Annotated in this window: 24 protein-coding genes; 12 read left to right on the forward strand and 12 right to left on the reverse strand. The window is 55.0% G+C overall.

All coding sequences use genetic code 11. The features are described 5' to 3' along the window. Window positions 1–13 precede the first annotated feature (13 nt). Together AC2FAK_RS20650 and AC2FAK_RS20655 are read right to left on the reverse strand one after the other, a co-directional pair. Complete coding sequence (locus tag AC2FAK_RS20650) at window positions 14–1,339, reverse strand: PTS cellobiose transporter subunit IIC (protein ID WP_013094821.1); 1,326 nt, start codon at window positions 1,337–1,339, stop codon at window positions 14–16. Between the two features lie 11 nt (window positions 1,340–1,350). Beyond that, window positions 1,351–1,665 (reverse strand): PTS sugar transporter subunit IIB, encoded by a 315-nt coding sequence (locus AC2FAK_RS20655; protein WP_013094822.1) that lies wholly within the window; start codon window positions 1,663–1,665, stop codon window positions 1,351–1,353. Between the two features lie 293 nt (window positions 1,666–1,958). On the opposite strand from AC2FAK_RS20655, the gene AC2FAK_RS20660 reads away from it, so the two are divergent. Next, window positions 1,959–2,909: a LacI family DNA-binding transcriptional regulator gene (locus AC2FAK_RS20660; RefSeq protein WP_013094823.1), complete on the forward strand. Its 951-nt coding sequence runs from the start codon at window positions 1,959–1,961 to the stop codon at window positions 2,907–2,909. Between the two features lie 101 nt (window positions 2,910–3,010). On the opposite strand, the gene AC2FAK_RS20665 is transcribed toward AC2FAK_RS20660, so the two are convergent. From AC2FAK_RS20665 to AC2FAK_RS20680, 4 genes are all read right to left on the reverse strand, one after another. After that, window positions 3,011–4,375: an efflux transporter outer membrane subunit gene (locus AC2FAK_RS20665; protein ID WP_095455667.1), complete on the reverse strand. Its 1,365-nt coding sequence runs from the start codon at window positions 4,373–4,375 to the stop codon at window positions 3,011–3,013. After that, window positions 4,375–7,485, reverse strand: coding sequence for an efflux RND transporter permease subunit (locus tag AC2FAK_RS20670; protein ID WP_095455668.1), 3,111 nt, complete (start codon window positions 7,483–7,485; stop codon window positions 4,375–4,377). The genes AC2FAK_RS20665 and AC2FAK_RS20670 overlap by 1 nt, the downstream gene beginning before the upstream one ends. After that, on the reverse strand, window positions 7,485–8,606 hold the full coding sequence (locus AC2FAK_RS20675; protein ID WP_095455669.1) for an efflux RND transporter periplasmic adaptor subunit: 1,122 nt from the start codon (window positions 8,604–8,606) through the stop codon (window positions 7,485–7,487). Before AC2FAK_RS20675 ends, AC2FAK_RS20670 begins: the two co-directional genes overlap by 1 nt. Window positions 8,607–8,754: 148 nt before the next feature. Next, on the reverse strand, window positions 8,755–9,324 hold the full coding sequence (locus AC2FAK_RS20680; RefSeq protein WP_013094828.1) for a TetR/AcrR family transcriptional regulator: 570 nt from the start codon (window positions 9,322–9,324) through the stop codon (window positions 8,755–8,757). A 187-nt stretch (window positions 9,325–9,511) separates the two neighbouring features. Here AC2FAK_RS20680 and AC2FAK_RS20685 point away from each other — a divergent pair, with 187 nt between their 5' ends. From AC2FAK_RS20685 to nlpA, 4 genes are all read left to right on the forward strand, one after another. Continuing rightward, window positions 9,512–9,931, forward strand: coding sequence for a GNAT family N-acetyltransferase (locus AC2FAK_RS20685; protein ID WP_020686446.1), 420 nt, complete (start codon window positions 9,512–9,514; stop codon window positions 9,929–9,931). 127 nt (window positions 9,932–10,058) lie between these two features. Next, a complete protein-coding gene (locus AC2FAK_RS20690; RefSeq protein WP_020686447.1) occupies window positions 10,059–10,319 on the forward strand; it encodes an antitoxin in 261 nt (86 codons plus the stop codon). Between the two features lie 3 nt (window positions 10,320–10,322). Beyond that, the gene (locus AC2FAK_RS20695; protein ID WP_020686448.1) at window positions 10,323–10,721 is read left to right on the forward strand and encodes a type II toxin-antitoxin system VapC family toxin; all 399 of its coding nucleotides are present in this window, start codon (window positions 10,323–10,325) and stop codon (window positions 10,719–10,721) included. A 140-nt stretch (window positions 10,722–10,861) separates the two neighbouring features. Beyond that, window positions 10,862–11,662 carry a lipoprotein NlpA gene (nlpA, locus tag AC2FAK_RS20700; protein WP_029881865.1) on the forward strand — a complete coding sequence of 267 codons (801 nt, stop codon included), beginning with the start codon at window positions 10,862–10,864 and terminating at the stop codon, window positions 11,660–11,662. A 12-nt stretch (window positions 11,663–11,674) separates the two neighbouring features. Here nlpA and AC2FAK_RS20705 read toward each other — a convergent pair whose 3' ends face one another. Both AC2FAK_RS20705 and AC2FAK_RS20710 read right to left on the reverse strand, forming a co-directional pair. Further along, entirely contained in the window at window positions 11,675–12,355 is a 681-nt protein-coding gene (locus AC2FAK_RS20705; protein WP_058650563.1) for an EAL domain-containing protein, read from the reverse strand. 69 nt (window positions 12,356–12,424) lie between these two features. Further along, window positions 12,425–13,036: a helix-turn-helix transcriptional regulator gene (locus AC2FAK_RS20710; RefSeq protein ID WP_013094832.1), complete on the reverse strand. Its 612-nt coding sequence runs from the start codon at window positions 13,034–13,036 to the stop codon at window positions 12,425–12,427. A gap of 417 nt (window positions 13,037–13,453) precedes the next feature. Here AC2FAK_RS20710 and AC2FAK_RS20715 point away from each other — a divergent pair, with 417 nt between their 5' ends. Next, a complete protein-coding gene (locus AC2FAK_RS20715) occupies window positions 13,454–14,119 on the forward strand; it encodes a LuxR C-terminal-related transcriptional regulator (RefSeq protein ID WP_020686451.1) in 666 nt (221 codons plus the stop codon). Between the two features lie 41 nt (window positions 14,120–14,160). Here the strand turns inward: AC2FAK_RS20715 and AC2FAK_RS20720 are convergent, their stop codons facing one another. Genes AC2FAK_RS20720 through AC2FAK_RS20735 form a run of 4 tightly spaced genes read right to left on the reverse strand, consistent with a single transcriptional unit; the run spans window position 14,161 to window position 19,078 of the window. After that, entirely contained in the window at window positions 14,161–15,225 is a 1,065-nt protein-coding gene (locus tag AC2FAK_RS20720) for a fimbrial protein (protein WP_020686452.1), read from the reverse strand. A 12-nt stretch (window positions 15,226–15,237) separates the two neighbouring features. Continuing rightward, on the reverse strand, window positions 15,238–17,733 hold the full coding sequence (locus AC2FAK_RS20725) for a fimbria/pilus outer membrane usher protein (RefSeq protein WP_095455670.1): 2,496 nt from the start codon (window positions 17,731–17,733) through the stop codon (window positions 15,238–15,240). A 15-nt stretch (window positions 17,734–17,748) separates the two neighbouring features. Beyond that, complete coding sequence (locus tag AC2FAK_RS20730) at window positions 17,749–18,441, reverse strand: fimbrial biogenesis chaperone (protein ID WP_013094837.1); 693 nt, start codon at window positions 18,439–18,441, stop codon at window positions 17,749–17,751. Window positions 18,442–18,493: 52 nt separating this feature from the next. After that, on the reverse strand, window positions 18,494–19,078 hold the full coding sequence (locus AC2FAK_RS20735) for a fimbrial protein (protein WP_013094838.1): 585 nt from the start codon (window positions 19,076–19,078) through the stop codon (window positions 18,494–18,496). A gap of 374 nt (window positions 19,079–19,452) precedes the next feature. Between AC2FAK_RS20735 and AC2FAK_RS20740 the strand changes: the two genes are divergently transcribed. The 6 genes from AC2FAK_RS20740 (at window position 19,453) to AC2FAK_RS20765 (ending at window position 26,496) form a co-directional block, all read left to right on the forward strand. Continuing rightward, window positions 19,453–20,253, forward strand: a complete 801-nt coding sequence (locus AC2FAK_RS20740) for a winged helix-turn-helix domain-containing protein (RefSeq protein WP_023620608.1) — start codon at window positions 19,453–19,455, stop codon at window positions 20,251–20,253. 4 nt (window positions 20,254–20,257) lie between these two features. Next, a complete protein-coding gene (locus AC2FAK_RS20745) occupies window positions 20,258–20,743 on the forward strand; it encodes a hypothetical protein (protein ID WP_013094840.1) in 486 nt (161 codons plus the stop codon). A gap of 229 nt (window positions 20,744–20,972) precedes the next feature. Continuing rightward, entirely contained in the window at window positions 20,973–21,596 is a 624-nt protein-coding gene (locus tag AC2FAK_RS20750; protein WP_013094841.1) for a common pilus major fimbrillin subunit EcpA, read from the forward strand. Between the two features lie 45 nt (window positions 21,597–21,641). Then, window positions 21,642–22,319, forward strand: a complete 678-nt coding sequence (locus AC2FAK_RS20755) for an EcpB family pilus assembly chaperone (RefSeq protein ID WP_045293126.1) — start codon at window positions 21,642–21,644, stop codon at window positions 22,317–22,319. Window positions 22,320–22,325: 6 nt separating this feature from the next. Continuing rightward, window positions 22,326–24,920 (forward strand): CS1-pili formation C-terminal domain-containing protein, encoded by a 2,595-nt coding sequence (locus tag AC2FAK_RS20760; protein ID WP_095455671.1) that lies wholly within the window; start codon window positions 22,326–22,328, stop codon window positions 24,918–24,920. Beyond that, on the forward strand, window positions 24,898–26,496 hold the full coding sequence (locus tag AC2FAK_RS20765; protein ID WP_095455672.1) for a receptor: 1,599 nt from the start codon (window positions 24,898–24,900) through the stop codon (window positions 26,494–26,496). Before AC2FAK_RS20760 ends, AC2FAK_RS20765 begins: the two co-directional genes overlap by 23 nt. The last annotated feature ends 2 nt before the right edge of the window (window positions 26,497–26,498 follow it).

The following is a 26,498-nucleotide window of genomic DNA, read 5'->3' on the forward strand; positions in this document are numbered from 1 at the left end:
CTTCCTCTTTGACTTAATTGCTTGCGGTCTCAGCGGTACCGACGGTTGCCTGAGCTTTCTGCTCTTCGTTTTTCATCAACGTACGCTCGTAAGCACGCAGGAACGGCAGGTACATCAGCGCTGACATCACCATACAGATGAGACACATCACCACCGGGCTCAGCGCCCAGTTGGCGGCCCATGAGGCGCCAATTGGTGCGGGCGTGGTCCACGGCGTTAACGATACCACCTGTGCCAGCCAGCCCAGTTTGGTTGCCGCGTACGCCAGGCACGCATTCACCAGCGGAACACACACGAACGGGATAAACAGCATCGGGTTCATGATAATGGGGGCGCCGAACAGGATCGGTTCGTTGATGTTAAAGAAGCTTGGCACAACGCCCATTTTGCCGATGGTGCGTAAGTGCGTTACCCGGCTACGCAGCAGCAGGAAGGCCAGCGGCAGTGTGGAGCCTACGCCGCCAATCAGCAGGTAGTGATCCCAGAAGCCCTGCAGGTAGACGTGCGGCAGCGCCGCACCGGCCGCCAGAGCCGCCTGGTTTGCCGACAGGTTCGCCATCCAGAACGGGTTCATGATGCCGGTAACAATCAGCGAGCCGTGGATACCGGCGAACCAGAAGATCTGGCACAGCAGCACGGAGAGCAGAATAGCGGGCAGCGAGTCAGACGCAGAGACCAGCGGTTCCAGCAGGTGCATAATCGCCTGCGGGATGATCATGCCGGTCTGCGCCTCGATAAACAGGTTCAGCGGATGCAGGGTGCCAATCACCACCATCACTGGGATCAGGATCTCAAACGAACGCGCCACGCCGGTCGGGACTTCCTTCGGCAGACGAATGGTCACGTTGTTCTGCTTCAGCCACGCATAGACGCGGGTGGCGTAGATGGCGGTGATCAGCGCAGTGAAAATCCCCTGACCAGACAGATACTGGGTGGAGATCTTACCGTCCGCATACGGCGCGGCGACCAGCAGGAAGGCCATAAAGGCCAGCAGGCCGGACATCACCGGGTCGAGATTAAACTGACGCCCCAGGCTCGCCCCGATCCCCACCGAGATGAAGAAGGTCATCACGCCCATGCTGAGGTTAAATGGCAGCATCAGCTGTTCGCGATAAGTCTGGGAGAAATCCAGCCAGCCGCGGGCAAAGCTGTTGGTGGTATCCGCCGAGAACGGCGGGAAGATGAACACCAGCATAAACGAGCCGATGATCATAAACGGCAGCGCGGCGGTAAAGCCGTCGCGGATGGCAATCACATACTTTTGCTGGCCGAGCTTCGCGGCCAGCGGGGTAATTGACTGCTCAATCACCGCGACCATGGATTGATATAACGAACTCATGTGAACACCTTTTAGTGTGCCGCTTCGATGAGCGACAGAGCATAGTCCAGTACTTTATCGCCACGCTGCATGCCGTAGTCCATCATATCGATGGGCTGGACCGGAATGCCTTTTGTGGCCGCCTTGTCTGAGAGTGTCTGTAACATGTATTTCACTTGCGGTCCGAGAAGCACCACCTGATATTGCGGAAACTGCGTATCAAATTCGGAAACGCCGTACGCATCAATTTTTACCGCCAAACCGCGTTCTTTCGCCACATCGACCATTTTGCTGACCAGCAGGCTGGTGGACATCCCGGCAGAGCAGCAGAGCATAATCTTGAACATCGACAACCATCCTCAAAATGTAAATAGATATTGCGGTAATGATTGGATATCAGATGGAAACCGGTTTCCATTTATAAAAGACAGAAGTGTGACAACCATCAAGATCCCTTATGTATGAGGCTAATTAACCCGATGTGCGTCACAGAATTTGGCTGTTTTGACATCATTTTGAGTGGAAACGGAAAATCGGTTTCCATGGAAAACGGAAACGGATATACTCCTTACTGGCTATAATGTGAGCCGTAGCGGTAATGGAATTTGCAGGCGCGAGGTAAGCCTGTCAGGGGAAAAAGATGTCGACAATCAATGATGTATCACGTCTTGCCGGGGTGTCGAAAGCCACGGTATCGCGAGTGTTGAGTGGGTCGCGTGGCGTAAAGGAAGCCAGCCGTCAGGCCGTTCTGAAAGCGGTAGATGAACTGAACTACCGGCCCAATGTGATTGCGCAGTCGCTGCTGAGCCAGTCGACGGGGTGTATCGGGGTGATTTGCGCGCAGGAGAATATTAACCAGACGACCGGTTATCTGTACGCGCTGGAAAAACAGCTCAGCCAGCATCAAAAACACCTGCTGCTGCGCTTCGCCCATAGCAAAGCGGATGTGCTGCACGCCCTGGAAGAGCTCTCCTGTGGGCTTTGCGATGACATTCTGGTGATTGGCGCGCGTTTTCCACTGGATATCGACATGGATAACGTCATCCTGGTTGACTGTATGGGCTCAGAAAATCCCAACAGCATCCAGTTCGATCACGCCTTCGCCGCCGAAACCGCCTGTAACTACCTTACCAGCCAGGGACGCCGCCAGATTGCCCTGATCCATCCGCACGGTAGCGGCTTTGCCGATCAGGTGCTGCTGGGCTACAAACATGCGCTGGAAAAAAATTTCCTGCCCTTCAACCGCAACCTCGTGTTTATGGACGCGACCTCCTCGTCCGTGGCGCTGCAGGAGCTGCTGAATAACGCCAGCACGCTGAATTTCAACGCATTACTGGTTGCGGACGAGCAGGAAGCGCAGCGGGTGATCCCGCAGTTGCAGGCGTTTAATAAATCGGTGCCGGAGGACATTATGGTCTTCAGCCTTGCTGGATCGCTGCATCTGCCAGGCATTCCGGTGATCCCGGCCATTGAGTATTCCATGGATGCCATGGCGGCGCGCATCGTGAGCTGGTTGACGGAAAAAACACAGATGCTCGGGTCGTACGTGCTGCGTGGGGATTTGATCATTCCGGATGTGCGTAAGCGTTAAAAATGTTGTGCAGGCCGGGTAAGGCGCAGCCGCCACCCGGCGAGAAGCACGTTTCCAGCCCTCAATAATCCTCCATACAATCCACTTGCCGTATATCCGGTTTACTCAATCCCACCCCCCAGCGACTGCCACAGCGTGATGCGGTTTTCCAGGTCGGTCTGCTGCAGCGATATCAGCGATTCCTGCGCCGACCACAACGATCGCTGCGCGGTCAGTACCGTCAGATAATCCCCGGCCCCCGCCTGATAGCTGCGGGTCGCCACATCCAGCGTTTTTTGCCCGGCTGCCACGTATTCACGCTGGGCATCAAGCTGCTCGCTGAGCGTTTCACGACGTGCCAGCGCATCGGCCACGTCTTTAAACGCGCTCTGGATGGTTTTCTCGTAGGTGGCGATCAATCCCTTCTTCTCCGCTTCCGCGTAGCGCAACTGGGCCAGATTGTTACCGCCGCTGAACAGCGGCAGGGTGATGGACGGTGCGAATGACCACACCTTCATCCCGTGGCTGAACAGGGACGAAAGCGAATCGCTGCCGACGCCCGCACTGGCGGTCAGTGAAATGGTCGGGAAGAAGTTGGCGCGCGCGGCACCGATATTGGCGTTGGCGCTCAGCAGGTTGTGCTCCGCCTCCTTAATATCCGGGCGACGCAGCAGCGCGCTGGAACTGACACCCGCCGGGATCAGCGTAATGGCGTTATCGCTCAGGCTCTCCAGCGTACCCGGCAGCAGAGTGTCCGGCACCGTGTCACCCGCCAGCAGATTAAGGGCGTTTTTGTCCTGCATTACCTGCGTTTGATAGCTCGCCACGCTGGCTCGCGCCTGCTGGTAAACCGCCATCGCTTCGCTAACGTCCGTAGCCGCCGCCACGCCGACCTGCTGCTGACGCTTCACTATCCTGAGCGAGCTGGCGGCGCTCGCCATCGTCGATTTTGCCAGCGCCAGGTTGCTGTTATCGGCCGCCAGGGTCACCCAGGCGGTGGTCAGTTCGCTGACCATCGTCAGGCGCGTGTTCTGCGCGGTAAATTCACTGGCAAGCCAGGTTTCACGTGCTGCACGCGACAGGCTCTGGTTGCGGCCAAACAGATCCAGCTCGAAGCTGGAGACCGTGCCGTTGGCCTCATCGCTGGTCGCGACACCGCTTGCCAGCGTGCGGCTGCGGGTGTGGCTCAGCTCCGCGTCCACCGCCGGGAACAGGGACGATCGCGTTTCGCCGTACTGGGCGCGCGCGGCGTCAATATCGGCAATTGCTTTTTGCAGGTCGCGGTTGCTGTTGAGCGCCATCGTCACTACGCCTTTCAGGCGCGCATCGTTCATCACCTGTTGCCACTGGCTCACCACGGCGGTGGCTTCGCCGTGCGCACCCGGCAACGTCGCCGGGACGGGCGCAGCCGGGCGCTGATACGTGGGATCTAAAGAGACGCAGCCCGCGCTCATCAGCGCTAACACAAAAACAGATAAACGAAACATTATGACCTCCGGTTGCTGTGTTTACCGGAGAACAGACGTTTCACCAGTACAAAGAATAACGGAACGAAGAAGATCGCCAGCAGCGTGGCGGCCAGCGTCCCACCAATAATGCCGGTACCGATCGCCACCCGGCTGTTGGCCCCTGCACCGGTGGCAATCGCCAGCGGCGTCACGCCTGCAATAAACGCCAGCGAGGTCATGATGATGGGGCGCAGACGCGTCTGGGCAGCACGCAGCGCCGCACGTGTCAGGGAGTAGCCTTCGGCGACTTTCGCCTCGGCAAATTCAACAATCAGAATGGCGTTCTTCGACGACAGGCCGATGGTGGTCAGCAGTGCCACCTGGAAGTAGACATCATTGTTCAGGCCGCGCAGGGAGGCGGCAATCGCCGCGCCCAGCACCCCAAGCGGGATCACCAGGATGACGGAAATCGGTACCGACCAGCTCTCATACAGCGCCGCCAGACACAGGAACACCACCAGGATCGAGAGGGCATACAGGCTCATGGCCTGGCCGCTCGCCAGTTTTTCCTGTAAGGACAACCCGCTCCACGCCCAGGTGCTGCCGGACGGCAAATTATTCGCCAGCTGCTCCATTTTGCTCATCGCCGTACCGGAACTGGCGCCACTGGCGTTCTCGCCCTGAATTTCATACGCCGCCGAGCCGTTGTAGCGCACCAGGCTTTCCGGGCCATACTCCCAGCGGGTGGTGGCAAAGGCGGAGAACGGGGTCATGGTGCTGTCGCTACCGCGCACATACCATTTGTTGAGATCGGACGGCACGGCGCGATAGTCGCTGTCGCCCTGGATATAGACCTTCTTCACGCGGCCGCGATCGATAAAGTCGTTCACATAGGTGCCGCCCCATGCGCTGGAGAGGGTGTCGGTAACGTCGCTCAGGGAGAGCCCCAGCGACACGGCTTTATTGTTGTCGATATCCACCTGAAGCTGCGGCATCTGCGGCAGATCGTTGGCGCGCACCGCGTGCAGGGAGGCATCCTGATTCGCCTCGCCAATCAGCTGGTTACGCAGCTTGAGCAGCGTGTCGCGGTCGGTGCCGCCGCTCGCCATCAGCTCAAAAGTAAAGCCATTGCTCTGGCCCAGGCCGTCCACCGCCGGTGGCGTCATGGCAAAGATGGTCGCATCGCGGAGGGTGCTCAGCTCCTGCGTGGCGCGCAGGGCAATGGCCTGAGCGGTGTTTTCATCCCCCTTACGTTCGGACCAGTTTTTCAGGGAGACAAACGCCATCCCGGCGTTCTGGCCGCTGCCGCTAAAGCTGAAGCCCTCAATGGTGAAGATAACGTTGGTGTTGGCTTTCTCTTTGGTGAGGAACCACTCGCGCACCTGGCGGCTGACTTCGGCAGTACGGACCGTCGTCGCGCCTGCTGGCAGGGTGTACTGCACCATGATTTCGCCCTGGTCTTCCGTCGGCAGGAAGCTGCCCGGCAGTTTCAGCATCGCGAACCCCATCGCGCCGCAGAGCAGGACGTAGATGACCAGCATGCCGCCGGAGCGGCGCAGCGCGCGCAATACCTTGTTCTGGTAACCCTGCTCGGTCTTGCTGTAGAAGCGGTTAAACGCGCCGAAAAAGCCCTTCTTATGTGGGGCGGTGTGGCTCAGAATCGAGCCGCACAGCGCAGGCGTCAGGGTTAATGCCACCACCACGGAAAGGAGCATCGCCGAGATAATGGTGACCGAGAACTGACGGTAAATCACCCCGGTGGACCCGCCAAAGAAGGCCATCGGCAGGAACACCGCAGAGAGCACCAGGGCAATCGCTACCAGCGCACCGGAGATTTCGCCCATCGATTTTTCCGTGGCTTCCCGGGCGGGCAGCCCTTCGTCGCGCATAATACGTTCGACGTTTTCCACCACCACGATGGCATCATCCACCAGCAGCCCTATCGCCAGCACCATCGCAAACAGGGTCAGGGTGTTGATGGAGTAGCCGAACAGCGCCAGTACGCCAAAGGTGCCCAGCAGAACCACCGGAACGGCCAGCGCCGGGATCAGCGTGGCGCGGATGTTTTGCAGGAACAGGTACATCACCACGACCACGAGGATAATGGCTTCGAACAGAGTCTGAATGACATCCTCAACGGAGATTTTGATGAACTCGGTGCTGTCTTTCGGGTAGGCCACGTCGTAGCCTTCCGGCATCGACTTTTTGAACTCGGCGATTTTCTCTTTCACCGCCGTGGCGGTATTGAGCGCGTTAGCGCCCGGTGAAAGCATCACCGCCATCCCCGCGGCCGGGTGGCCGTTCAGCTTCGCGGTGGAGGTGTAATCTTCGCTGCCCATCTCCACGCGTGCAACATCGCTGATGTGTACCACCGCGCCGTTAGACTGGCTCTTGACGATGATATTTTTGAACTGATCGACCGTCTGCAGGCGCGACTGGGCGCGCACGGTGGCGGTCAGCTGCTGGGCGTTCGACGAAGGCAGCGCGCCGATTTTACCGGCGGAAACCTGCACGTTCTGCGCTTCAATCGCACTTTGCACATCTGACGGCATCAGCGAGTAGGACGCCAGCTTCGCCGGGTCGAGCCAGATACGCATCGCGTATTCCGCGCCAAACACCTGCAGACTCCCGACGCCATCCACGCGCGCCAGCGGATCCTGCATATTACTGACCAGCCAGTCGGCGATATCCGAGCTGCTGGCGGTGTCGGTTTTGTCGTACACCCCCATGATCAGCAGGAAGTTGCTCTGCGATTTCTCGACGGTGATCCCGGACTGCTGTACTTCAGTCGGCAGGCGTGATTCCGCCTGCTGGACTTTGTTCTGCACCTGGACCTGCGCGGTGTCCGGGTCGGTCCCCTGTTCAAAGGTGACAGTAATGCTCACCGAACCGTCCGAACTGCTGGTGGAGGTGAAGTAGAGCAGGTTATCCAGCCCGGTGAGCTGCTGCTCGATCACCTGCGTCACGCTGTTTTCCAGCGTCTGCGCGGAGGCACCGGTGTAGGTGGCGGAGATCTTGATCGACGGCGGGGCGACGTCCGGGTACTGCGCAACCGGCAGCGTGCGGATCGCCAGTATCCCGGCGAGCATTATGAGGATGGCGATCACCCAGGCAAAGACCGGGCGACGCACGAAGAAACGGGAAAACATCAGGCATTCCCTCCGCTGGATTTCATCTCTTCGGCCTTCACCTGTTGGCCGGCGGTGACTTTGTCGGTGCCTTCCACAATCAGCCTGTCACCCGCCTTCAGACCGCTCAGCACCAGCCATTTATCGCCGTAGGTGTCACCCGTTTCCAGCTGGCGTTGCTCCACCTTGTTGCTGGCGTTCACCACCAGCGCGGTGGCTTTGCCTTTGGCATCGCGGGTAATGCCCTGCTGAGGAGCCAGGATCGCGTCATTCATGATGCCCTCGTCCACGCTGGCGCGGACAAACATTCCCGGCAAAAGCTGATGCTGTGGGTTCGGGAAGACGGCGCGCAGGGTGACCGAGCCGGTCGATTCATCCACCGCCACTTCGGTCAGCGCCAGACGACCCTTTTCGCTGTAGGTGCTGCCGTCTTCTAGGATTAACGACACGCTTAGCGTATCGCTATTGGTGGCAAGGGTTTGCTTGCGTAATCGCAGCAGATCGGCACTCGAACGCGTTAAGTCGACATACATGGTGTCCAGCCCGCGAATGGTGGCTAGCGCGGTGTCCTGCTGAGCGGTCACCAGCGCGCCGGGCGTGACGGAGGAGATGCCGATGCGTCCGGCAATCGGCGCGGTGACGGTAGTCCAGTTGAGGTTAATGCGCGCGCTCTCCTGCGCGGCTTTCTTTGACTCGACGCTGGCCTTGTCCTGCGCGCAGGTGGATTTCGCGTCTTCCGCATCCTGGCGCGACACGCCGTCGTCTTTCACCAGCTGCGCATAGCGCCGGGCTTTCTGGCAGTCGGCCTGCACCAGCGCTTGCGCCTGTTTCAGCGCCGCGGCGGCTTCATCAAACGCGGCGCGGTAGCTGGAGGGATCGATCTGATACAGCGCTTGTCCGGCTTTCACGGTATCGCCTTCGGTGAACAGCCGCTTCTGAATAATGCCGCCCACCTGTGGGCGAACTTCGGCGCTCATTGCGGCGGTGGTACGCCCGGTCAGTTCACTGACGACGGACACCGGCTGGCTCATGAGTGTGACAATCCCCACTTCCGGAAGAGGACGTTGGGGAGCAGATGTTTGCGCATTATCACACCCTGTCAGGAGGAGTAATGCGGCGATGGAGGTTGTTATCTTTTTCATCATCTTTTTCCAGGGTGAACGATGCCCGCCCTGTTAATGGCTTAACAAGGAGGAGGGCGTTTTAAAGGCACAGCGATACCGTATCTCTGGCAGAACCAGAAATGGTAAACCGGGAAATTACCTGTTCCCGTTAATTATTCACATGCGATTACTTCGCAGTGAAAAGCATATTTAAAATATTCTGATAAATCGGCTCTAATTGTTCTGACGGCACGTTTAAAGGCGTAAGTCGACGGTAAATTGTGCCTTCGATCATCACGGCGGTAATCTCCACGCAGCAGCGAATATGTTCATCACTTAAATGAGGAAACTGCTTTTTCAGGTGCGCACAGGCGTTGCTAAACATGCGGGCCTCGGCTGCGGTTAACATGGCGGCCACCTGTGGATTACGCGTCGCCTCGGCGGACATTTCGAGCATCAGCGCATCGTCGTCTTCGTTAATCGTCTGACGCCAGGCGAGCGCCTGCGGCATGCCTTCCACCACCGTTTTGTCCTGCATTCCCTCGATACGGGAATCGATAATCCGGCGGATCATCTCTTCAATAATCGCGTCTTTGTTACTGAAATAACGGTAAATTTGCCCGACGCTGAGTTTCGCCTCGCTGGCGATTTGCGACATACTGGCCGCATGAAATCCACTGGCGCGAAAGCAGCGGCGCGCGGCGGTGATGATCTCGTCCTGACGTTGTTTCTGCCGTTCTTCCAGTTTTGTGCTCATCGTCGATTACCGGGTAAAAAGTGAGAATGATCGTTCTCATTATACGTTTTGGGTGCGTATTGGAAAGGCTTTTTTTATTTACATATTGAATGAATATTTCAGGATTTAAAAAATGGAGGAAATAAGGAGTTTTTATGAAGGTTAACCTGTGAGATATTCAGATTGCGTGGAAAATAAGGAGAAAAATATGCACCTGAGCATAACAGAAAAAGTCACACCCGCAGAAAAAGAAGAGTTATTTGTGGGATTAAGAGCTTACAACGCCCAGTTTTTAGATATGACGAACTTCAGTGGTGATATTGGCGTTTACATGCGAGACGAAAAGGGCGTCATGCTGGGTGGATTAATCGGCGTGCGAAAAGGTGAATGGCTGAATATTGATTATCTCTGGGTGAGCGATACCGTGCGGGGAACCGGCGTGGGCAGCCAGCTTATCAAAACGGCGGAAGAAGAAGCCAGACGTAAAGGCTGTACACATGCCCTGGTCGACACGGTCAGCTTCCAGGCGCGTCCGTTTTATGAAAAACAAGGGTACCAGCTGCAGATGTCTTTGCAGGATTACCCGTACCCAGGCATGCAGCGTCATTATCTGACGAAAGCGCTTTAGGCCCGGTTCTGCATTAGTCATTCCGCTATTTATTGCGAGTCGCTTTCTGAAATTGACGCGTCTCGCTTGCCTCCCTTGAGGGCGATGGCACATGCTTCGGACTGGTCATTCAACCAGGGAGATAGCAATGAAACGTACAGCAAAACTCTTCAAAAAGGGGCGACGTCAGGCAGTGATGTTGCCTGCTGACTTCATGTTTGATACGGAGAGTGTTTACATCCGACGAGATGAGGAAGGGAACGTCATCTTGACTGCGAGATCGGAAAAGGAGCGTCACAGAGATAATTTTTTACGTTTACTGAAGCAGACTGATGTTCCTGATTCTTTCCTGAGCAAAGAGGAACGCAATCAGAGCTATACAACAAGAGATCCATTTGAAGGGTTCTAGAAAATGCTGCATATGTTGGATACAAACATAGTAAGCCACCTCGTCAGGCAACATCCCGGGGTGATAAAGCACTATTCTCGCACCCCAATAGAAAAAATGTGTATTTCAAGCGTGACGGAGGCTGAACTGCTTTATGGAATAGCCAAAAAGCAAAGTGACAGATTACAAAAAACAATACTTGAGTTCCTTAAAACCATCACTATTTGCGACTGGGACAGTGAAGCCGCAGCAACGTACGGTGAACTCCGCGCAGAAATGGAGAAGAGAGGGAGAGTGATGGGCGATCTCGATCAACTGATCGCTGCGCATGCTCTTAGTCGGGGTACAACAATAGTGACCAACGATCATGCATTCAGAATGGTGCAGGCGCTTGCCGTTGAGGACTGGACAACAGCGTCGTGATCGCCGATGCCTGGTGGCGCAGCGTCACCCGGCAATAGACCGCATATAACCTATCCTTCTTATTGATTCCTTTTCGGTTTTTATTTCACCGCCTCGTTGCCGATATAGTCACTGAAACGTTCATCAAAAGGATAGGTCTTGTGAAACTTCGATTGGGTGCTCTGGTTCTCGCGGGTCTGCTGCTGGCAGGATGCGATCAAAGTGGCAGCGATGCCAAACACATTAAAGTCGGCGTAATCAACGGCGCGGAGCAGGATGTGGCTGAAGTCGCCAAAAAAGTGGCAAAAGAGAAATACGGTCTGGATGTGGAGCTGGTCGGGTTTAGCGGTTCGCTGCTGCCCAACGATGCCACCAACCAGGGAGAACTGGATGCTAACGTCTTCCAGCATCGTCCGTTCCTTGCAGAAGATAACAAGGCGCATAACTACAAACTGGTTGCCGTAGCGAATACCTTCGTCTTCCCGATGGCCGGTTATTCCCGCAAAATCAAATCCGTGTCTGACCTGAAAGACGGGGCGACCATTGCCATCCCTAATGACCCCACCAACCTCGGTCGCGCGCTGCTCCTGCTGCAAAAAGAGAAGCTGATTACCCTGAAACCGGACGTGGGCCTGCTGCCAACTGCGCTGGATATCACCGCTAACCCGAAAAAACTGAACATTATGGAGCTGGAAGGGGCGCAACTGCCGCGCGTGCTGGATGACCCGAAAGTGGATGTTGCCATTATCAGCACCACCTATATCCAGCAAACCGGGCTTTCCCCGGTGCATGACAGCGTCTTTATTGAAGATAAAAACTCGCCGTACGTGAACATCGTGGTGACGCGCGAAGACAATAAAGACGCAGAGAACGTAAAGGAATTTATCCAGTCCTATCAGTCACCGGAGGTGGCGAAGGCGGCGGAGACCATTTTTAACGGCGGAGCGGTGCCGGGCTGGTAATGCCCGCGGGATTTACACCGTCACGCTGGCATCTATCCGGCTTTCCGGCCAGAGGAAACCCTGGCCAAACCGTGCTCCTGAGACGCAGGCTCGCTGTAAGTCCTGCGCGGTTTCAATGCCTTCGACGACAACAGCCCGGGCAATCTTCTCTCTGACGAAGTGAACCAGTGCGTCAAAGCGGGCGGGAGAGCTCAGCTCTGAGCGGTCCAGCTTGATGCCATCTACCGGCAGAGCAAGACGCGCATAGTCGTCTGCCAGTTCCTGAGTCAGATCATCCAGCCAGATTTTCCAGCCCGCCGCCTTAAGCTGAAGCAGGGCGTGATGGATGCCGCGTTGCTCTGCGGCACTCATGCGGGTCACGGTTAACGGATCCTGAATTTCTATCGTTAAGCGCTGCTGGTGACGTAGCGCAAGCAACAGGTCGATGGCTTTAGCATCAAGCAGCTGGTCTGCCGGGAGATTAAGCCAGTACTGACCTTTGTCCGGCATCTGCAGCAGCGTATTGGCCTGCCAGAAAAAAATTTGCAGCGCGCTGCGGGTGGGCAGTGAAGCGAAGAGTGCGTCAAGATTCACGTTGTGGATCTCCACCAGAACCTCATGCGCCACCGCCTGGCCGGAATGCAAATCGACTAAAGGCTGAAACCGCAATCCGGTGATGGCATGCAGCAGGGGAGAGGGAAGCACGGTGTACATGACAAGACCTGCAGAAAAAAAGGTTCCCGCGGACACGGGAACAAAGGCAAACGACACACGGTCGGGAAGTTAATTCAGGATCCAGCGAATGCTCTGATAGAACGAGGGGCCCCGCACGGCCTTCAGCTTATTCATGGCATTGTTTTTGTAGAAATAAACCAGCCTGACGTTGCAGCCGAGCTGACGGGCAATTTGCTTGGTTTTCAGGTTACATGAGTAGCCCCGCAGCACGCTCGCTTCCTCGTTGGAGAGCCTTGCAGGGCGCTGCCGCGTCGTAATGCTCACGTTGTAATGGTTTAACGCTTTTGGCGTCTGGCTCATCAGGATTTGCCACATCGCCTTGATATCCCCCAGCGACACGCGCTTATTGATGACCCCATCCACATGCTTAAATTTCAGAAAACCGACGGATAACGAATAGATATAGATCCTCGCCGCTGGCTGTTTTTCTTTAATGCGCAGAATATCTTCATTGGGCGTAATCATAAAACTGCCGATATTCAGTGGATCATAAATGACGATGTCCCAGGTTCGTTCGCTGAGGAGAAAATCTTCAATATTGCTGAACCCATGGAAAATAACATCCCGATGCGCGTCAGGTTCACGGTTGCCAAGATATTGCAGGCCAATCATTGTGAACTCACAACTATCAATAACGGCCACATGTATTGTTTCTTTCATGGTCATTCTCCTTTAGTTGGGCACCCGGTCCGTGTAAGAGAAACAGTGTCGCGAGACATGGCATAAAATGTATGCCAGGGGAATGTATTGCGTAAAGCCAATCCCTTTTATTATCGAAAGATAAAATTCAAAAAATATTTTAAGGTGAGAACTAATATTTTTAATCTTCTTATAATATTAGAGATAGATTTTTATCCTGAGAAATGGCGTTTGTTAAGGTTTGATATGGATAACACGCTCTTTTTATGAGGTTTTTAGGCGGGATTTTAGCACGTTTTGGGTGTTGATTCGCCACTTGTATTGCTTCGCCAGGAATTTTAGCCTCCCGGGCGTTAAAATCCTGGTGGGAATAAGTTGTGAGCATGGGCTTATTACACTACTATCAGTCTCCTTTTATCGTGTTAATAATGAAATAATATGATTTTTTCTGAATTCACTCTCAGGATTATTGTGTTTTATCGGGTCAATATTCTGCAGGAGATGATAAGCGATGCGCTGCGTAAATTACTGCCTGAATATTCTCTGCAAATATCAATAGTGGAATCAACAGAACAGCTCTTTGATGCCATTAGCGACGGTCAGGTCGATATTGTTATGGCCGAGTTCAGTTATCTGTTTAACCATAAATCGTGGAGCGTACAGACCAGTAACCGGCTCAATATGTTATGTCATACGCACCACGTTAAGCGTGTACTTTTTGTGCCTGAATTACAGTACGGATTATTAAAAAGGGTGCTGGAGATGAAATACGAGCTGACCCTTTCCTTGCAGGACGAGCCCGGCGAGCTGAAAAGAGAATTACAGGCGCTGCTCAGAGCAGAAGAGGCCAGGCCGCGTGTCTCATCGTATCTGAAGGGAATGATGCGCGCTGGCGCGCGCTCGCGTTCGGTGCTTTCCGCCCGGGAGTGGGAGGTGCTGCATCTTCTGGTGGAAGGCTACACCGTGACCGAAATTGCCCAGCTGCGAAGCCGCTCGGCCAGTACCATCGCCACCCAAAAGCACAATGCGATGAAAAAACTCAACCTCACCAACCACAGCGAACTCATCAAATACCTGCAGATGGCGGGCCGGATCGGGAGTTAAGCGTCGATTCGCCGGAACGACAGCGTCCCGGCAGATGCGCATCAGGGGTAGATAATATTCAGCGTCGCCGTCGTATTGAGTTTGCCCTGACTGACCTTCGCCGGTGCCCAGACATAATAGGACGCCGCCATGGGCAGGGTGAACGTCTTGCTCAATGCCCCGCCCGCCGCCACGTTGAACAGCAGCGTGGCATTTCCGCGGCTGGTGGTAGAGGTCGAGAAGACGACCGGCTGTTGCGGGTTATTCCGCTGAATCAGCCGCAGCCCCACGCCCTGTGCAGCACCGCTGCTGGTGTCGACCAGTACGGAACTGTCGGTCGACAGCAGCTGCGTGCTGGAGAGGAACATCTCAATCGCCCGGTCAGACGTCCCGTTTGTCCCCAGATTCTGACAGCTCATATTGAGCGTAAAGGGCGTCAGCCCTGGCTGGGCAGAGGCACTCAACTGTGGGATACCCAACGTAGGTAAATGAACCGTCAGCCCCGCGTTGTCGAAAGAGCAGGTAGTCAGCTTCGGCGCATATTTGATGGTCATCGGCTGGCCAAACATATCCCGGTTATCGTATGGCCACTTAAAGCCGTTAAACAGCCACTGCACGATTTTCACCAGCTGATTGATCGGCCAGGTAATGATCTCCCAGAACGACATGCCGCTCATATCGCTGACGAACAAGACATCGCTCATGGTCGCCGTGTCCCCCGAGAGGGTCGTACCACTCTGATCAACCAGCGTAAAGCGCACGGTAAACGGCGTGTTCAGTTCAGAAGCCGTATGGTTACCGCTCGCGCTCAGCGTCTTGTTGGGATGCGTGCTGGTGATCTCCGCCCGCACCCTGTATTTGTCATTGCTGAAGCCCAGAATGGTGGCGTACTTACTGTCGGTCGAGAGGATCGGCGTGTAAGAAAACTCGCTGTTGCCGGTTGAGCAGTTAAACGAGCCGCTGTACTGGGTGCTGAAGCTCCCGGTCCAGGTCGGCGTGGCGGGCGTCAGCTTATCCGACAGATCGACGCTGATCGGCGGGCCATAGGAAATACTGCCCCCGGAACAGGTGGCATAGCTTGCCCCGCTGACGCAGGCGAGAAACAGAAAGGTCAGTAACCGTATCATGTTGATGTTCCGTTAGTAATGGCAAACAGAGGACGGGCTTTCCAGTCCCCACGCCGGTGCGGCGATAGTGCAATTTCCGCCACGCAAATGAACGCTAAGCTCACGTGGTGGTTGTTCCGCGCGAATGTAGAGCACGCTGGCCTGGCCGACATAACCCACCGACTCGCCGCGCTCGTTCAGCACTTCGGTACCAAACGGCAACGGTGCCCCGTCCGGGCGGGTGGCGCGCAGCATCCAGGACTGGCGTTGGTCGGTATCGAAGCGGATATAGTTCACCGCGCCATCGTAAGGGGCGACGTTAGCGATGTTGCCCAGCACTTCTGCCCCGCGGCTGTTCGCCGTTTCGGACAGGGTGATGGCATTTTTACGGTACGGCGTGGCGTAAGGCACCAGCGCCACGCCATCACGGTTGGTCACGATACTTTCGTCGCCGTTAACCATCAGCCCTTCCGCCTGCGGCGCATCGACAATGGTCATGGTGGAGCCGGTTTCGTTGGAGGCAAGCAGATGCCACGGCACGGCCACCAGGCTGCCGCGCCCGTTCAGCCCCATCTGGCGGTAGTCGGAAGATTCACTGTAGGAGCCACCAAGCGTCGCGAAGTTTGCCCGGTATGCGGTGTTCACGCTGGCGGTGTTGTTCCCGCCCCGCGCATTGCTGCCGGAGAGCGTATAGCTCAGGCGGTTCGACGCCAGCGCGTTGCCGCTCATGCTGATATTGCTCTGTTCATAATGCGAGTCGCTGGCCGTCAGGCTGGAGGTGACCCACGCGTTGTTATCAAACAGCGAGAAGGGTAGGCTGAGGGAGAGGTAAAAACGCGTCTCTTCTTCACGCTCGCTGTTGCGCACCCGGCTGGCGGAGACGGTATAGCTTGCCCGGCCGATGGCGTTGGAGTAGCCGGTCTGATATTCGCGCGAGGTTTGGCGGGAATTCCAGTAGTCGCGCTGTGTACCCGAGATAAACACCGTGCCCCAGTTGTCGGGCAGACGCTGGTTCAGGTTAAGCGTGAAGGTGTTTTTAGGCTGTGCGGCGCGCAGGGCATCCCAGGTGCTCATCGTCATCTCCGGGGCGACCCCGAAGCGATCTTCATACTCGTCATACTGTGCTTTCAGGCGTTGATACCCTTCCCGGGAGTAAAGCGCGTCGCTAAAGCTGTAATACCCTTTCGTGGAGTAGCGGTAGGCCGCCAGCGTGAAGTTGGTGGCTGTGGTATCGATAAATTTACTGTACGACACGCGAAAGCTTTGGCCGCTGTCGGTTCTGTCCTGCAGCGTGGTTTTGGCGTGGGTGACATCCACGGATACCGCGCCAAAGGGCAAATTCCAGCCGGTGCCGATAAGCCCCGCCTGATAATTATCGCTCATGATCGTGCCCGTATAGCCGGTCATCAGGTTATTAAAGCCATAGCGCAGCGTGGCCTGCAGGAACGCCGGGTCCGCCTCAAGGGTGTTTTGATGAACCTTCCCCGCCACCACGCTGTACTCGCTCACACCCTCTTTGAGCATGCCGGGCACGGCAGAGAAAGGCACCGTGAATGATTGCTGGGAACCGTCCGCTTCGCGCACGACCACCAGCAGGTCGCCCGCTGAACCGGTCGGCTGAATGCTGTCGAGGGTGAACTGGCCCGGCGGAACGTTCTCCTGATAGATGACGTTACCGTTCTGCATTACCTTCACCAGGGCGTTAGTGCGCGCCACGCCGTGCACTACCGGTGAAAAGCCCTGCTGCGAGTTAGGGCGCATTTTCATATCGGACGCCAGCGACACGCCGCGCACACGAAGGGAATCAAACAGATCGCCGGGAATATAAAAGTCGCCCAGCGTCAGGTTGGATTTCAGCGCCGCCAGCGGGCGGCGCAGGTAGCGGGTGTTATTCTGCCAGCTGCTGTCACCGCTGGCGGATTTGCGCCAGGTACTGCTGTCGCGAAACTGCCAGCCGAGCAGGTTGGCACCGGAATCCAGCCCGGCGTAAAAATCATCGTTGGTCTCTTTGGCGGAACCTTTCGTTCGCGTGTTGTACCAGGTGGTGTTCCAGGAGAGCATCAGCGCCGGGATCCCTTCGTCCCAGAACTGAGGGGCAACATAGCCCTCTTCGGTACGTAAGACGGCCGCCTGTGGCACGGTGAGTGCCAGACTCAGCGTGCTGGTGTCCGTTTTTACCTCGCCGCCCTGAACCAGATCGTGCAGCTGCACCTGGCCGTCAGTAATGGCGGGGGCCGGAATCGCTTTGGTGTTGATCCCCAGCATAAGCGCGTCTTTCCAGGCAAGGCGAACGTCATCCTGTTGCTCGCCGTAGGTCACCGTATAGCGCCCCTTCCAGTCTCCGTTGACGTAAATATCCATCTCCTGGGGACCGGCTGGCATGGCGTTGTTTTCGTAAAAGCGTGACAGATCGGACTCACCGGATGCGCCAGCAAGCAGGGAGGTATCAAACGTTACCGCACCTGATTTATGCGAAAGCAGAAGCGAGCAGACAGCCAGCATGCAGAGCCTGTTTTGTTTCATTTTCATGGTGAGTCTTTCCGATCACTGGCTGGTGAGCGTGCGGGTTTTATACGCACCCAAATCATCCACATACATCAGCTGGTAGGTTTGGCCGCGTTTCACCGCGTTTTTTGTTGCGACGGTGAGTTGACCAAATGGCGCGACCATCGGTGATTCCTGCAGTAATTTGGTTTTGCCCTCGGAAATATTGGCAACCGTAATATGGAAAGGGCTGTCATTAACGATGCGGAACTGTTTACCGCTGGCAATCAACGTCAGTTTTCCCGTTGCGTTATCCAGCGTGCCGGTTAACGAGGCCGGGCGATAAAACATTTTGATGCGTGATTTAATCGCCAGCTGAACGGTATTCTGGTTTTGTATATTTTCCGGCTTTGGCGGAATGTCGAGCACGTTCAGGAAAAAGACCGATTCGCGATCGCCCGGTAAATTCGCTGGCAACTTTTTTATCCGCAATTGCTGACCATTATGTTCGCTGACCTTCACTACCGGTGGCGATAACAAAAAAGGAACGTTTGCCGTTTCCGGGGTGGAGTTAATATCGCCGTCATCAATCCAGGATTGCACCAGCGCAGGGGCATCACCCGTATTGATTAACTGAACAATGACCTCTTTGTTATTCTCAGGATAAAGAACACGCGTGCCATTAATCACAATATTGGCCCATGCGTTGCCCGCGCTGAGCAGCAGAGATGCCAGCATAATAATCTTACGCATATTGGTAACCTTAAATACAGGCTTCGCCGGGACGAAGCCTGATTAACTGAAATTACAGGTAGGAAATGGTGTAGGTCACGTTAGAGCTCAACGCACCGACCGTTGCAGCAGCGGCGTTGGTTTTATAGTAATAAACGTCCAGCGTCAGCGTTTCTGAATCTGGCGCCGCTGAGGTACCCATAATGCTGGTGGTGTAAGCCTGGTTCAGCGTAACCGGTGTAGATTTACCTGGTTCAACTAAGGCGAAACCGACATTACGCGCCACGCTGGCGTCGTTTTCATTAACGCTGTTATTCAGCAGGTATTTGCCGTCGGTAGAAATATTATCGGCGCTGGAGAAATACACTTTCAGCGGCGTACCGGTCGTACCTGCTGCTGGCGTACAGCCAGAGAAGGTTAACGAAATGGATTTTTTATTTTTTGTAATCAGGCCAACCGTTGTTCCGGCATCCTTAACCGAAATGGGGGAGAGGGCGACGGTCATATCCGCGCTTTTCCCGCCATTAATCGTACAGGTGGTATCGGTAATAGCACCGGTAAAGTTAATTACGCCACCCGCTGAGTTATCTGCGGCAATGGCGTGAGTAGAGGCAATGGCTGCGCCAAGCACAGATACGGTCATGATCGTTTTGAACATGATAAACTCCATAATATTTTGTTTTATCTAAGAAAGAATGTTTCCCGGCTGCGCAACACACTGTGACAGGCTTACGCGCATCGCGACCTGAGTACGAGCCTTGACGATATTATGTTGCATCAAAAAGATACATAACAAAACATTATTCCGTTAAGATTAAAATAATGAGATTATAATCTTGCTATAACGTTCTTTTAAGGATCATAACCTAAATGCCTTCATTCGAAGGTCTTAATTAATGAATTAATAATTGTTAATTTATGAAGTTTTCTATGCGGCGTGCTCAAATAATATTTGATGACTTGACCACACCCTCTTTAGACCTATTATTGCGAGGGAAATACAGTCGTTTATAACAGTGGTGTAACAATCATATGAAGTATCTTATTGATCTCGCAATGCTTTATGAAGTGGACTCCGGTGTGATCATGATAAATGGAGAAGAGGAATCTTCCATTAAGTTATCAAATCAGGCGGCACGTTTGTTATATGAACTCATCATTAATAATGGTAAAACCCTCGACAGGGACGACCTGATTAAGAAAGTCTGGGAAGACCGGGGTTTTTCCGGCTCCTCGGTCAGTCTTAATGTTGCCATAAGTGAAATTAGAAAAGCGTTTCGGAGTTTAGGACGTGACCCGCTACTGATTAAGACCATTCGTGGAAAAGGTTTTAGTCTGGCCGCGCATATTGAACATCACACTGTCAGGCCGCCCGTGGCCGCTCCGGAAAAAATGGTGGCGGAAACCGTCGATATTGTGACGCAGCAGCGAGACCCGCCTGAAGGTTTGCGTCGTCGGGACAGCGGCTTTACCACCCTGTTCGTGATGGCGCTGGTGGCAATAATGGGTATTGCCGCGCTGCTGTTCTATCAAAATATGCGCGTCGCCGATCGTCCGAAGGAGTCCGATATCTATCGGCTGGGCAAAATTGACCGCTGTACGGTTTATCTTATCGATAAGAACATGTATCAGCCGCTGCAGGTCTATCTTAACCGCGCTAAAGAGGCGATCGCCCGTCAACATATCGACTGCGAACATCAGGCTGCTGATGCCTATTATTCAAAATTTAAAAAATCACAGCTGGAAAATGATTTTTTGGCCGTCTGTTATCTGCAGGATGGCGCCGATAGCTATAAAAATTGCATCTCTTACAGAAGCCTGACAGGGAGTTAAGATCATGTCGAAGAGACAGATGGGTATATTATTGGGCGTGGTACTGCTGCTTTCCGTTATCGTCATTGCCGTGCTTTACCCGAAAAGAACTCAGGAAGTGGGATTTGGCTGTCAGTCTGATACGGTTTCCAGGAAAAACTATTCCACGGGAGAGTCGACCGCCCTGTCGTTAACCACGCTGTTTCTGTTTAATGGCAGCGATATTGTCACGGTGATCCATAAAGGGGTATTCACCCGCGGCGACAAACGTTATTTGATTGACCGAAACTATGTCCTTAACGTTGAGAAAGTTGCTGGCAGTGATATTTACTATATTAAAGGAAAAAAACTGCAGAAATCTGATGATGACATTGCCCCGGATGGAATTGTCAATGAGCTGCTAATGGACAGTATCGACTTCTTTTATGTTACCCGGGTTAAAGGTCATGCCTGGCTAATTAAAGGGCTGGTATTACCAATAATGATGTGCGTGGCTGTACCCACATCCTGATATTCTGCAGAATGACCAGAATAGATGTTTATCTATTCATCAAAGAGTCTCAATTTTATTCATTATGTAACAACAAGATGCAAAAGCAGGCGGATATTTTTCATCTTTTGCTTTAAAGGGAATGAAATTTTCTGTATTGCCTCGTTATTTTTCGGGTGACTATACTTCGCCCCGAAAAAGGGGCTCCCCTTTTTTAAACATCTGGATTCTTTTTTGAAGGACTAAATAAATGAATAAACTGAACGCTATCGTTCTGGGCTCACTGCTGTCTCTTTCTGCCCTGAGCGTTGCTCATGCAGCGGAAACTACTGCTTCTGCAACCTGGCAAGCTTCTGCAACGAAAGACAGCGATTCCGATCTGGTTGTCACCCCAACACGCGCACTGAATTTCGTTTATAGCGCAAACACGAAAGCCTTTAACACCGACACCGGTCTGTTTGATGTGGCTATTCGTGGCGATCACTCTTCTGCAACCAGCTTCAAACTGGAAGCTATCGTTGATGACTCTGACAACACCCTGTTCAGCGTTGGCGGCGAAGCAACCAAACTGAAAGTGGGCGCGCGCTTTGGCGGGACCGATCTGGGCTCCATCGGTGGCACAGTGGGTACGAAGTCAACGGCATGGACTACCCTGGTTGACTCTTCAAACAACACCGGCGTCTCTTCTGGCCTGTGGAACCTGACCACCAGCGCAGGCGCGACGGCAAACACCGAAGTGACCGGCCAGGACAAGTTTGTGTTCTACGTCGATTCTGCACAGGACAGCACCGGTGCGGCGAAAGAGTTCAAAGACCTGACCAACAGCCTGTGGGAAGGTACTGTCTCCGTTGCGTTCCGCGCAACCTGGGGCTAAGAGCTGACAGTTACAGGGGCGTAAGCCCCTGTTTAGGGAAATATCATGTTTAGCCTCAAACCCATCTTCTTCTCTTTATTATTTATTTCCTCCTCCGCGCTGGCGATTAATGTTGGCAAAGTCACCACCATTATTCCTGCCGATGTGGATTCCACCGCCAAGGAATTAAAAAACGAAGCGGACAGCGTGCGCATTATTTCCATCAGCGCCCAGCGTATCAGCAGCCCGATGGATGAAGGCGTGGTGATTAATCCAGAGCAAACCGACGAGCTGCTGCTGACGCCCACGCGCATGGTCATGCCCGCCGGAACCAGCAATATCGTCAAATTTTACTATCACGGTAAGGCCGACGATCGGGAGCGCTATTACCGCATTACCTTCATTGATGAAGGGGTCAGCGAAGATCTCGACAACGGCACGCAAAAGAATGGCAAAGGGATGACCCGCGCCGTGGTGAGCACCATTCTGGTGGTCCAGCCCCGCAAGAAGAACGTCGATTTCGTCTACGTGGCCGGGAAGATCACCAATAAGGGCAATACCGCGTTTCGCGTGAACGCGAGCGGAACTTGCCTGAAACCCAACCCGGAATCGCCGACCACGCCGTGCGTCAAAAACTTTTACCTGATGCCGGGCACCTCCCGCGCGATCGACGATATCAACGTAACGGACAGCCATTTTCATCTCGGAATTTGGGACCTGAAACAGTTCATTCCTGTTAAGTAAGGATGCATGGTGAAAAATAAATTAGTGTTGCCGGTGATGATGGCGTGCACATCCGGCCTCTTGCCCGCGTATGCGCATGCGGCCTCCAGCTCCGTGGTTATCGCTAATTACCGTTTTCCCGACTCGCTCTATGCCCTGCTGGAGCAGGGGATCAAAATCCCCGTTTATCTGGTCAATACCCGCCCGGGTGCAGTGCAACAGGCGGGCAGCACCGGTGACGTGAGCGAGTATGTCCGTATTGGCGACGTAACGATCTACGCAGAAGACCGGCAGCTCGGGCTGCGCGATGTCCAGGTCCAGGAGTCAGACAACGGTATTCGCCTGTCAAAAGAGATGCGGACGCTGCTGCAAAGCATCAACGGCAAGCAGTTTGACGACCATATGCGTATTCCGGTGAGCGCCGGGTCGGCGTTCGAGTTGGATCAGAAAAAAATGCGCCTGCTGCTGAACCTCTCCCAACGTGACTACGGGGTCAATATTCGTCCGCGTGAGGTGGATATCGATGCCCCTGAATCAGACGATCTGAGCGGCACGCTCTCCTATAACCTGGGGGCGTATCACACCGAGAGCGGCTACGGCGACAGCTGGTCATCCGGCTATCTCAACGCCAAAAGCTGGGTCTCGATGGGGGTCGATCACCTGCTGGTCGATGGCTCGGGCTACGTTAACGAGAACAGCAGCGACACCCAGATGAACGCGGTGATGTGGGAACGTGACTATCAGGGCATGCGCTACGCCGCCGGGATGTTGAACGGCTGGGCGATGCAGTCTCTCGCCAGCGTCAGCGGGATCTCCGGCGGAGAGGTGTACGGCGTCTCCGTGGGGAACCAGGCCAACTCGCGTAAGCGGGACAATACCCTCTCCCTGACGCCGATCGTGGTTTATTTCCCGACCGCCGGAGAAGCCCGCATTCGTCGTGACGGCCAGCTTATTGGTATTCAGCGCTTTGACGTGGGTAACCACGAAATCGACACCAGCGCGCTGCCCTACGGGATTTACAGCGTGGAAGTCGAGGTGGTCAGCGGCAGCCGCACCGTGTCACGGAGCATGTACACCGTGAACAAACCTTTCACTAACAACGTGTCGGAATCGCTGCGCTGGCAGACGTGGGGCGGGATTTATAGCCGCGACAAATCCGTCGTCAACTATAAGAAGTACGCCAAACGGAAAAACGAGCAGGACAACAGCTACTACTACGATTACGACACCAAACATAAAGACACCATGTCGCTGGTCGGCGCCTCCTTCAGCAAGCGCAGCGGGATGGTCGACTGGAACGCCTCCGGCTATATGATGCGCGAACACGTGGTCAGTGAACTGTGGGCCTCCCTGAACCTGACCGGGTACTTCTCGGTGAATACCCAGACGATGGCCGCCTCTGACGGAACGTACCGCGCCAACTACGGGGCTAACGTCAGCCTGCCGTGGAATATCGGTTCGGTCTGGTACTCGCATGAGCAGCTCTCCAGCGGCAAGTTCCTTGATATCTATGAAAACAAAGGCAACACGTGGGGGGCATCGTTCAGCCTGCCGTCGTTTGGCCTGCCGTCCGCCGGCAACCTGAGCCTGATGCGACAGGAAGACGACGTATACCGCTATAAACGCTATCAGGTTGACTACTCCCAGGGGCTGTATGCCGGTCGTTATGGTACGGCGCGCCTGCGGGTGGGGATGTCGCGCAATAAATACGAAGGCTATTACGAAGAGAAAGACCGCTACGTGATGCTCGATTTCTCGATCCCGCTGGGTAACACCGTCTCGGTGGGCGTTTCCCATAACCGCGATACCGGCACGGCGCTTAACGTCAGCGCCAGCCGCCAGTTCGAAGGGGATTACCTGAAGTCGGTTACCGCCAACGTTTCACGTGCCTTCAGCAGCAACCAGGATCGCACCGTGAGCGGCGGGGGCAGCGTGAGCTTCGACACGCCGTGGAACAGCAACATTCTGAGCGTGCAGAGCGGCACCAGCAAAGGCTGGAACTCCACGCTGACCAGCGACGGCAGCGTGGGCTGGTCGAAAGAGGCGGTTGCGGCCGGTAAAGGCACCCACAGCGCAGGGGTGATCGTCAGTACCGGGCTTAAGTCCGACGAGTCGCTCACGCTGAAGCTCAACGGCCGCACGGAGCGCATCAAGGGCGATAAAACCTGGCTGTCGTTACCGGCCTATCAGGCCTATGACCTGGAGGTCATGAACAGTGAAACCGGCACCGAAAGCTATGACGTTGGCGCAAACGCCCGTCGTCATATCACGGTTTACCCGGGGAACACGGTGGTGATGAAGCCGCAGGTGAAAAAAATCGTCACCCTGTTTGGCCGCCTTGTTGATGCCAACGGTAATCCGGTGAGCGCCACGCAAATCAAAAACCACGTGGGTCTGACCCGCACCGAAAACGACGGTCGCTTCGTGATTGACGTGGACAAGAACAATCCGGTGCTCAGCATTGCCACGCCGGACGACAGCGTCTGCGAGGTGCGTCTGGATATTGCGTCCAACCGTGGCGCGCTGTGGCTTGGGGACATCTCCTGCGATAAAGGCGATTTCGTCTGGCAGGAAGCAAAAGGAACACGGGAACGTGACGATGAAAAAGATATTCGCTCTTAATCTGCTGCTGCTAAGCGCGGCGGCGCAGGCGCAGCAGATGCCCTATTTCGCGATCAACAACCCGGACAACAACGGGACGGGCAACACGGCGGCGCTGTTCAGTCTGAACAGCACCTCCACCGCGTTTTTACACGGCTCGCGGGAGTGGCCCACCCTGAGTGCGAAAACCAACAACGGGATTGCCACCTATATTCCGGACAACAGTTTTAACGGCCCGGCAGGCAGCCCGCTGACCATCAACTTCAGCGTCACAGGCTCCAGCGCCTCGCCGTTCTTTAAGGGCACCGCGTGTTCGTCAAGCTGTGGTACCACGGGCTATACCGCGACGACCAGCTATTCCGACACGTCCATGGTGGTGAAACCGCCGGTCATTGAGCCGGGCACCGCTTATGGCCGCTGGGTGCTGGGGGATCCGTTCTTTGATTATCTGCTCAATGCTGCACCTGGTAACGAGGTGACGATTACTTCCACGCCGCAGATCTCCTCTATCGGCAAGGTCACCACCACCAACACGCTGCATAAGGTCGGCACATTGACCATGACCAACTCGCGGGCGCTGGATCTGGGCATTGACCCGATCAGCGGCGAGGTGACCATTGTGGATGGTTCAACCGGGGCGACGTGTACTAAATACACCCGCAATACGGTGTCGGGTGTGCTTTGCGAACTGCTGGAATACACCTTTGTCGGGGAAGATATCACTGGCTACAACCCGGGGCTGGCGCTGACCTCGTCCCGCGTGAACGGCGTGCTGCAATCGCACATGAACGGGGGGACGGGGCTGGCGGCGGAAATCACCTTCGATGAGAGCAACTGGTACAGCATCTCCGGCGGCATCCTGAGCGACACTCGCGTGCTGGCGAATACCTTCCTCGCGGCGCCGCAAAAAAACGGCGGCAAGGCGTACCTGAAAATCTTCCTCCCGAAGGCGCTGATTTTGAGCGTGGCGCAGGCGGGGGATGGTAACAACATCGGCAATATCGTCAGCCTGTGCCTGACGCCGGGTAACAGCTCGCTGGCGGCGGATTTCTGCTTCCAGCCGGGGGGCGGGCTGGTGATTGACCCTATCCAGCCAGGCCTTGCGATCGTGCCGGATAACCCGGATTACACGCTCGACCCTAACGGCCTGGGCGGTTCCGGGAAAGGCACGATTGGCGAGGGGCCGATAGAGATCCCCTACACCATTACCTACAGCGGCGCGCAAAAAGATGCCGCGATTGCGGTCACGGTGAAGGTCACCGGGCCGACGCAGAGTCTGAACGGCGTGGACTACTGTGCCTTTAGCGGTAACGGCTTCACGGTGCCTGTCCCCGGTAACGTGCTGCTGGGCAAAAGCCAAACGCTGAAGACGCATAACTGCAAAGGCGAGGCGCTGTCCATTCCCGCACCCGCCACCCATGCGGAAGAGTGGGACAAGATAAGCTCAGGCGTGACGGACATGTGGCTGTGGAAAACCCCGCTGGTATTGCAGTTTGTGATGAATAACCCGGTATCGAAAACCACCTATGACGGTAATACGTGGTTTGGTGAAGTGACGGCTCAGGGTCGAATTGATGTCAGTGCATCCTGGAATTAAAC

This window comes from Enterobacter cloacae complex sp. 394F7 (assembly GCF_057320385.1).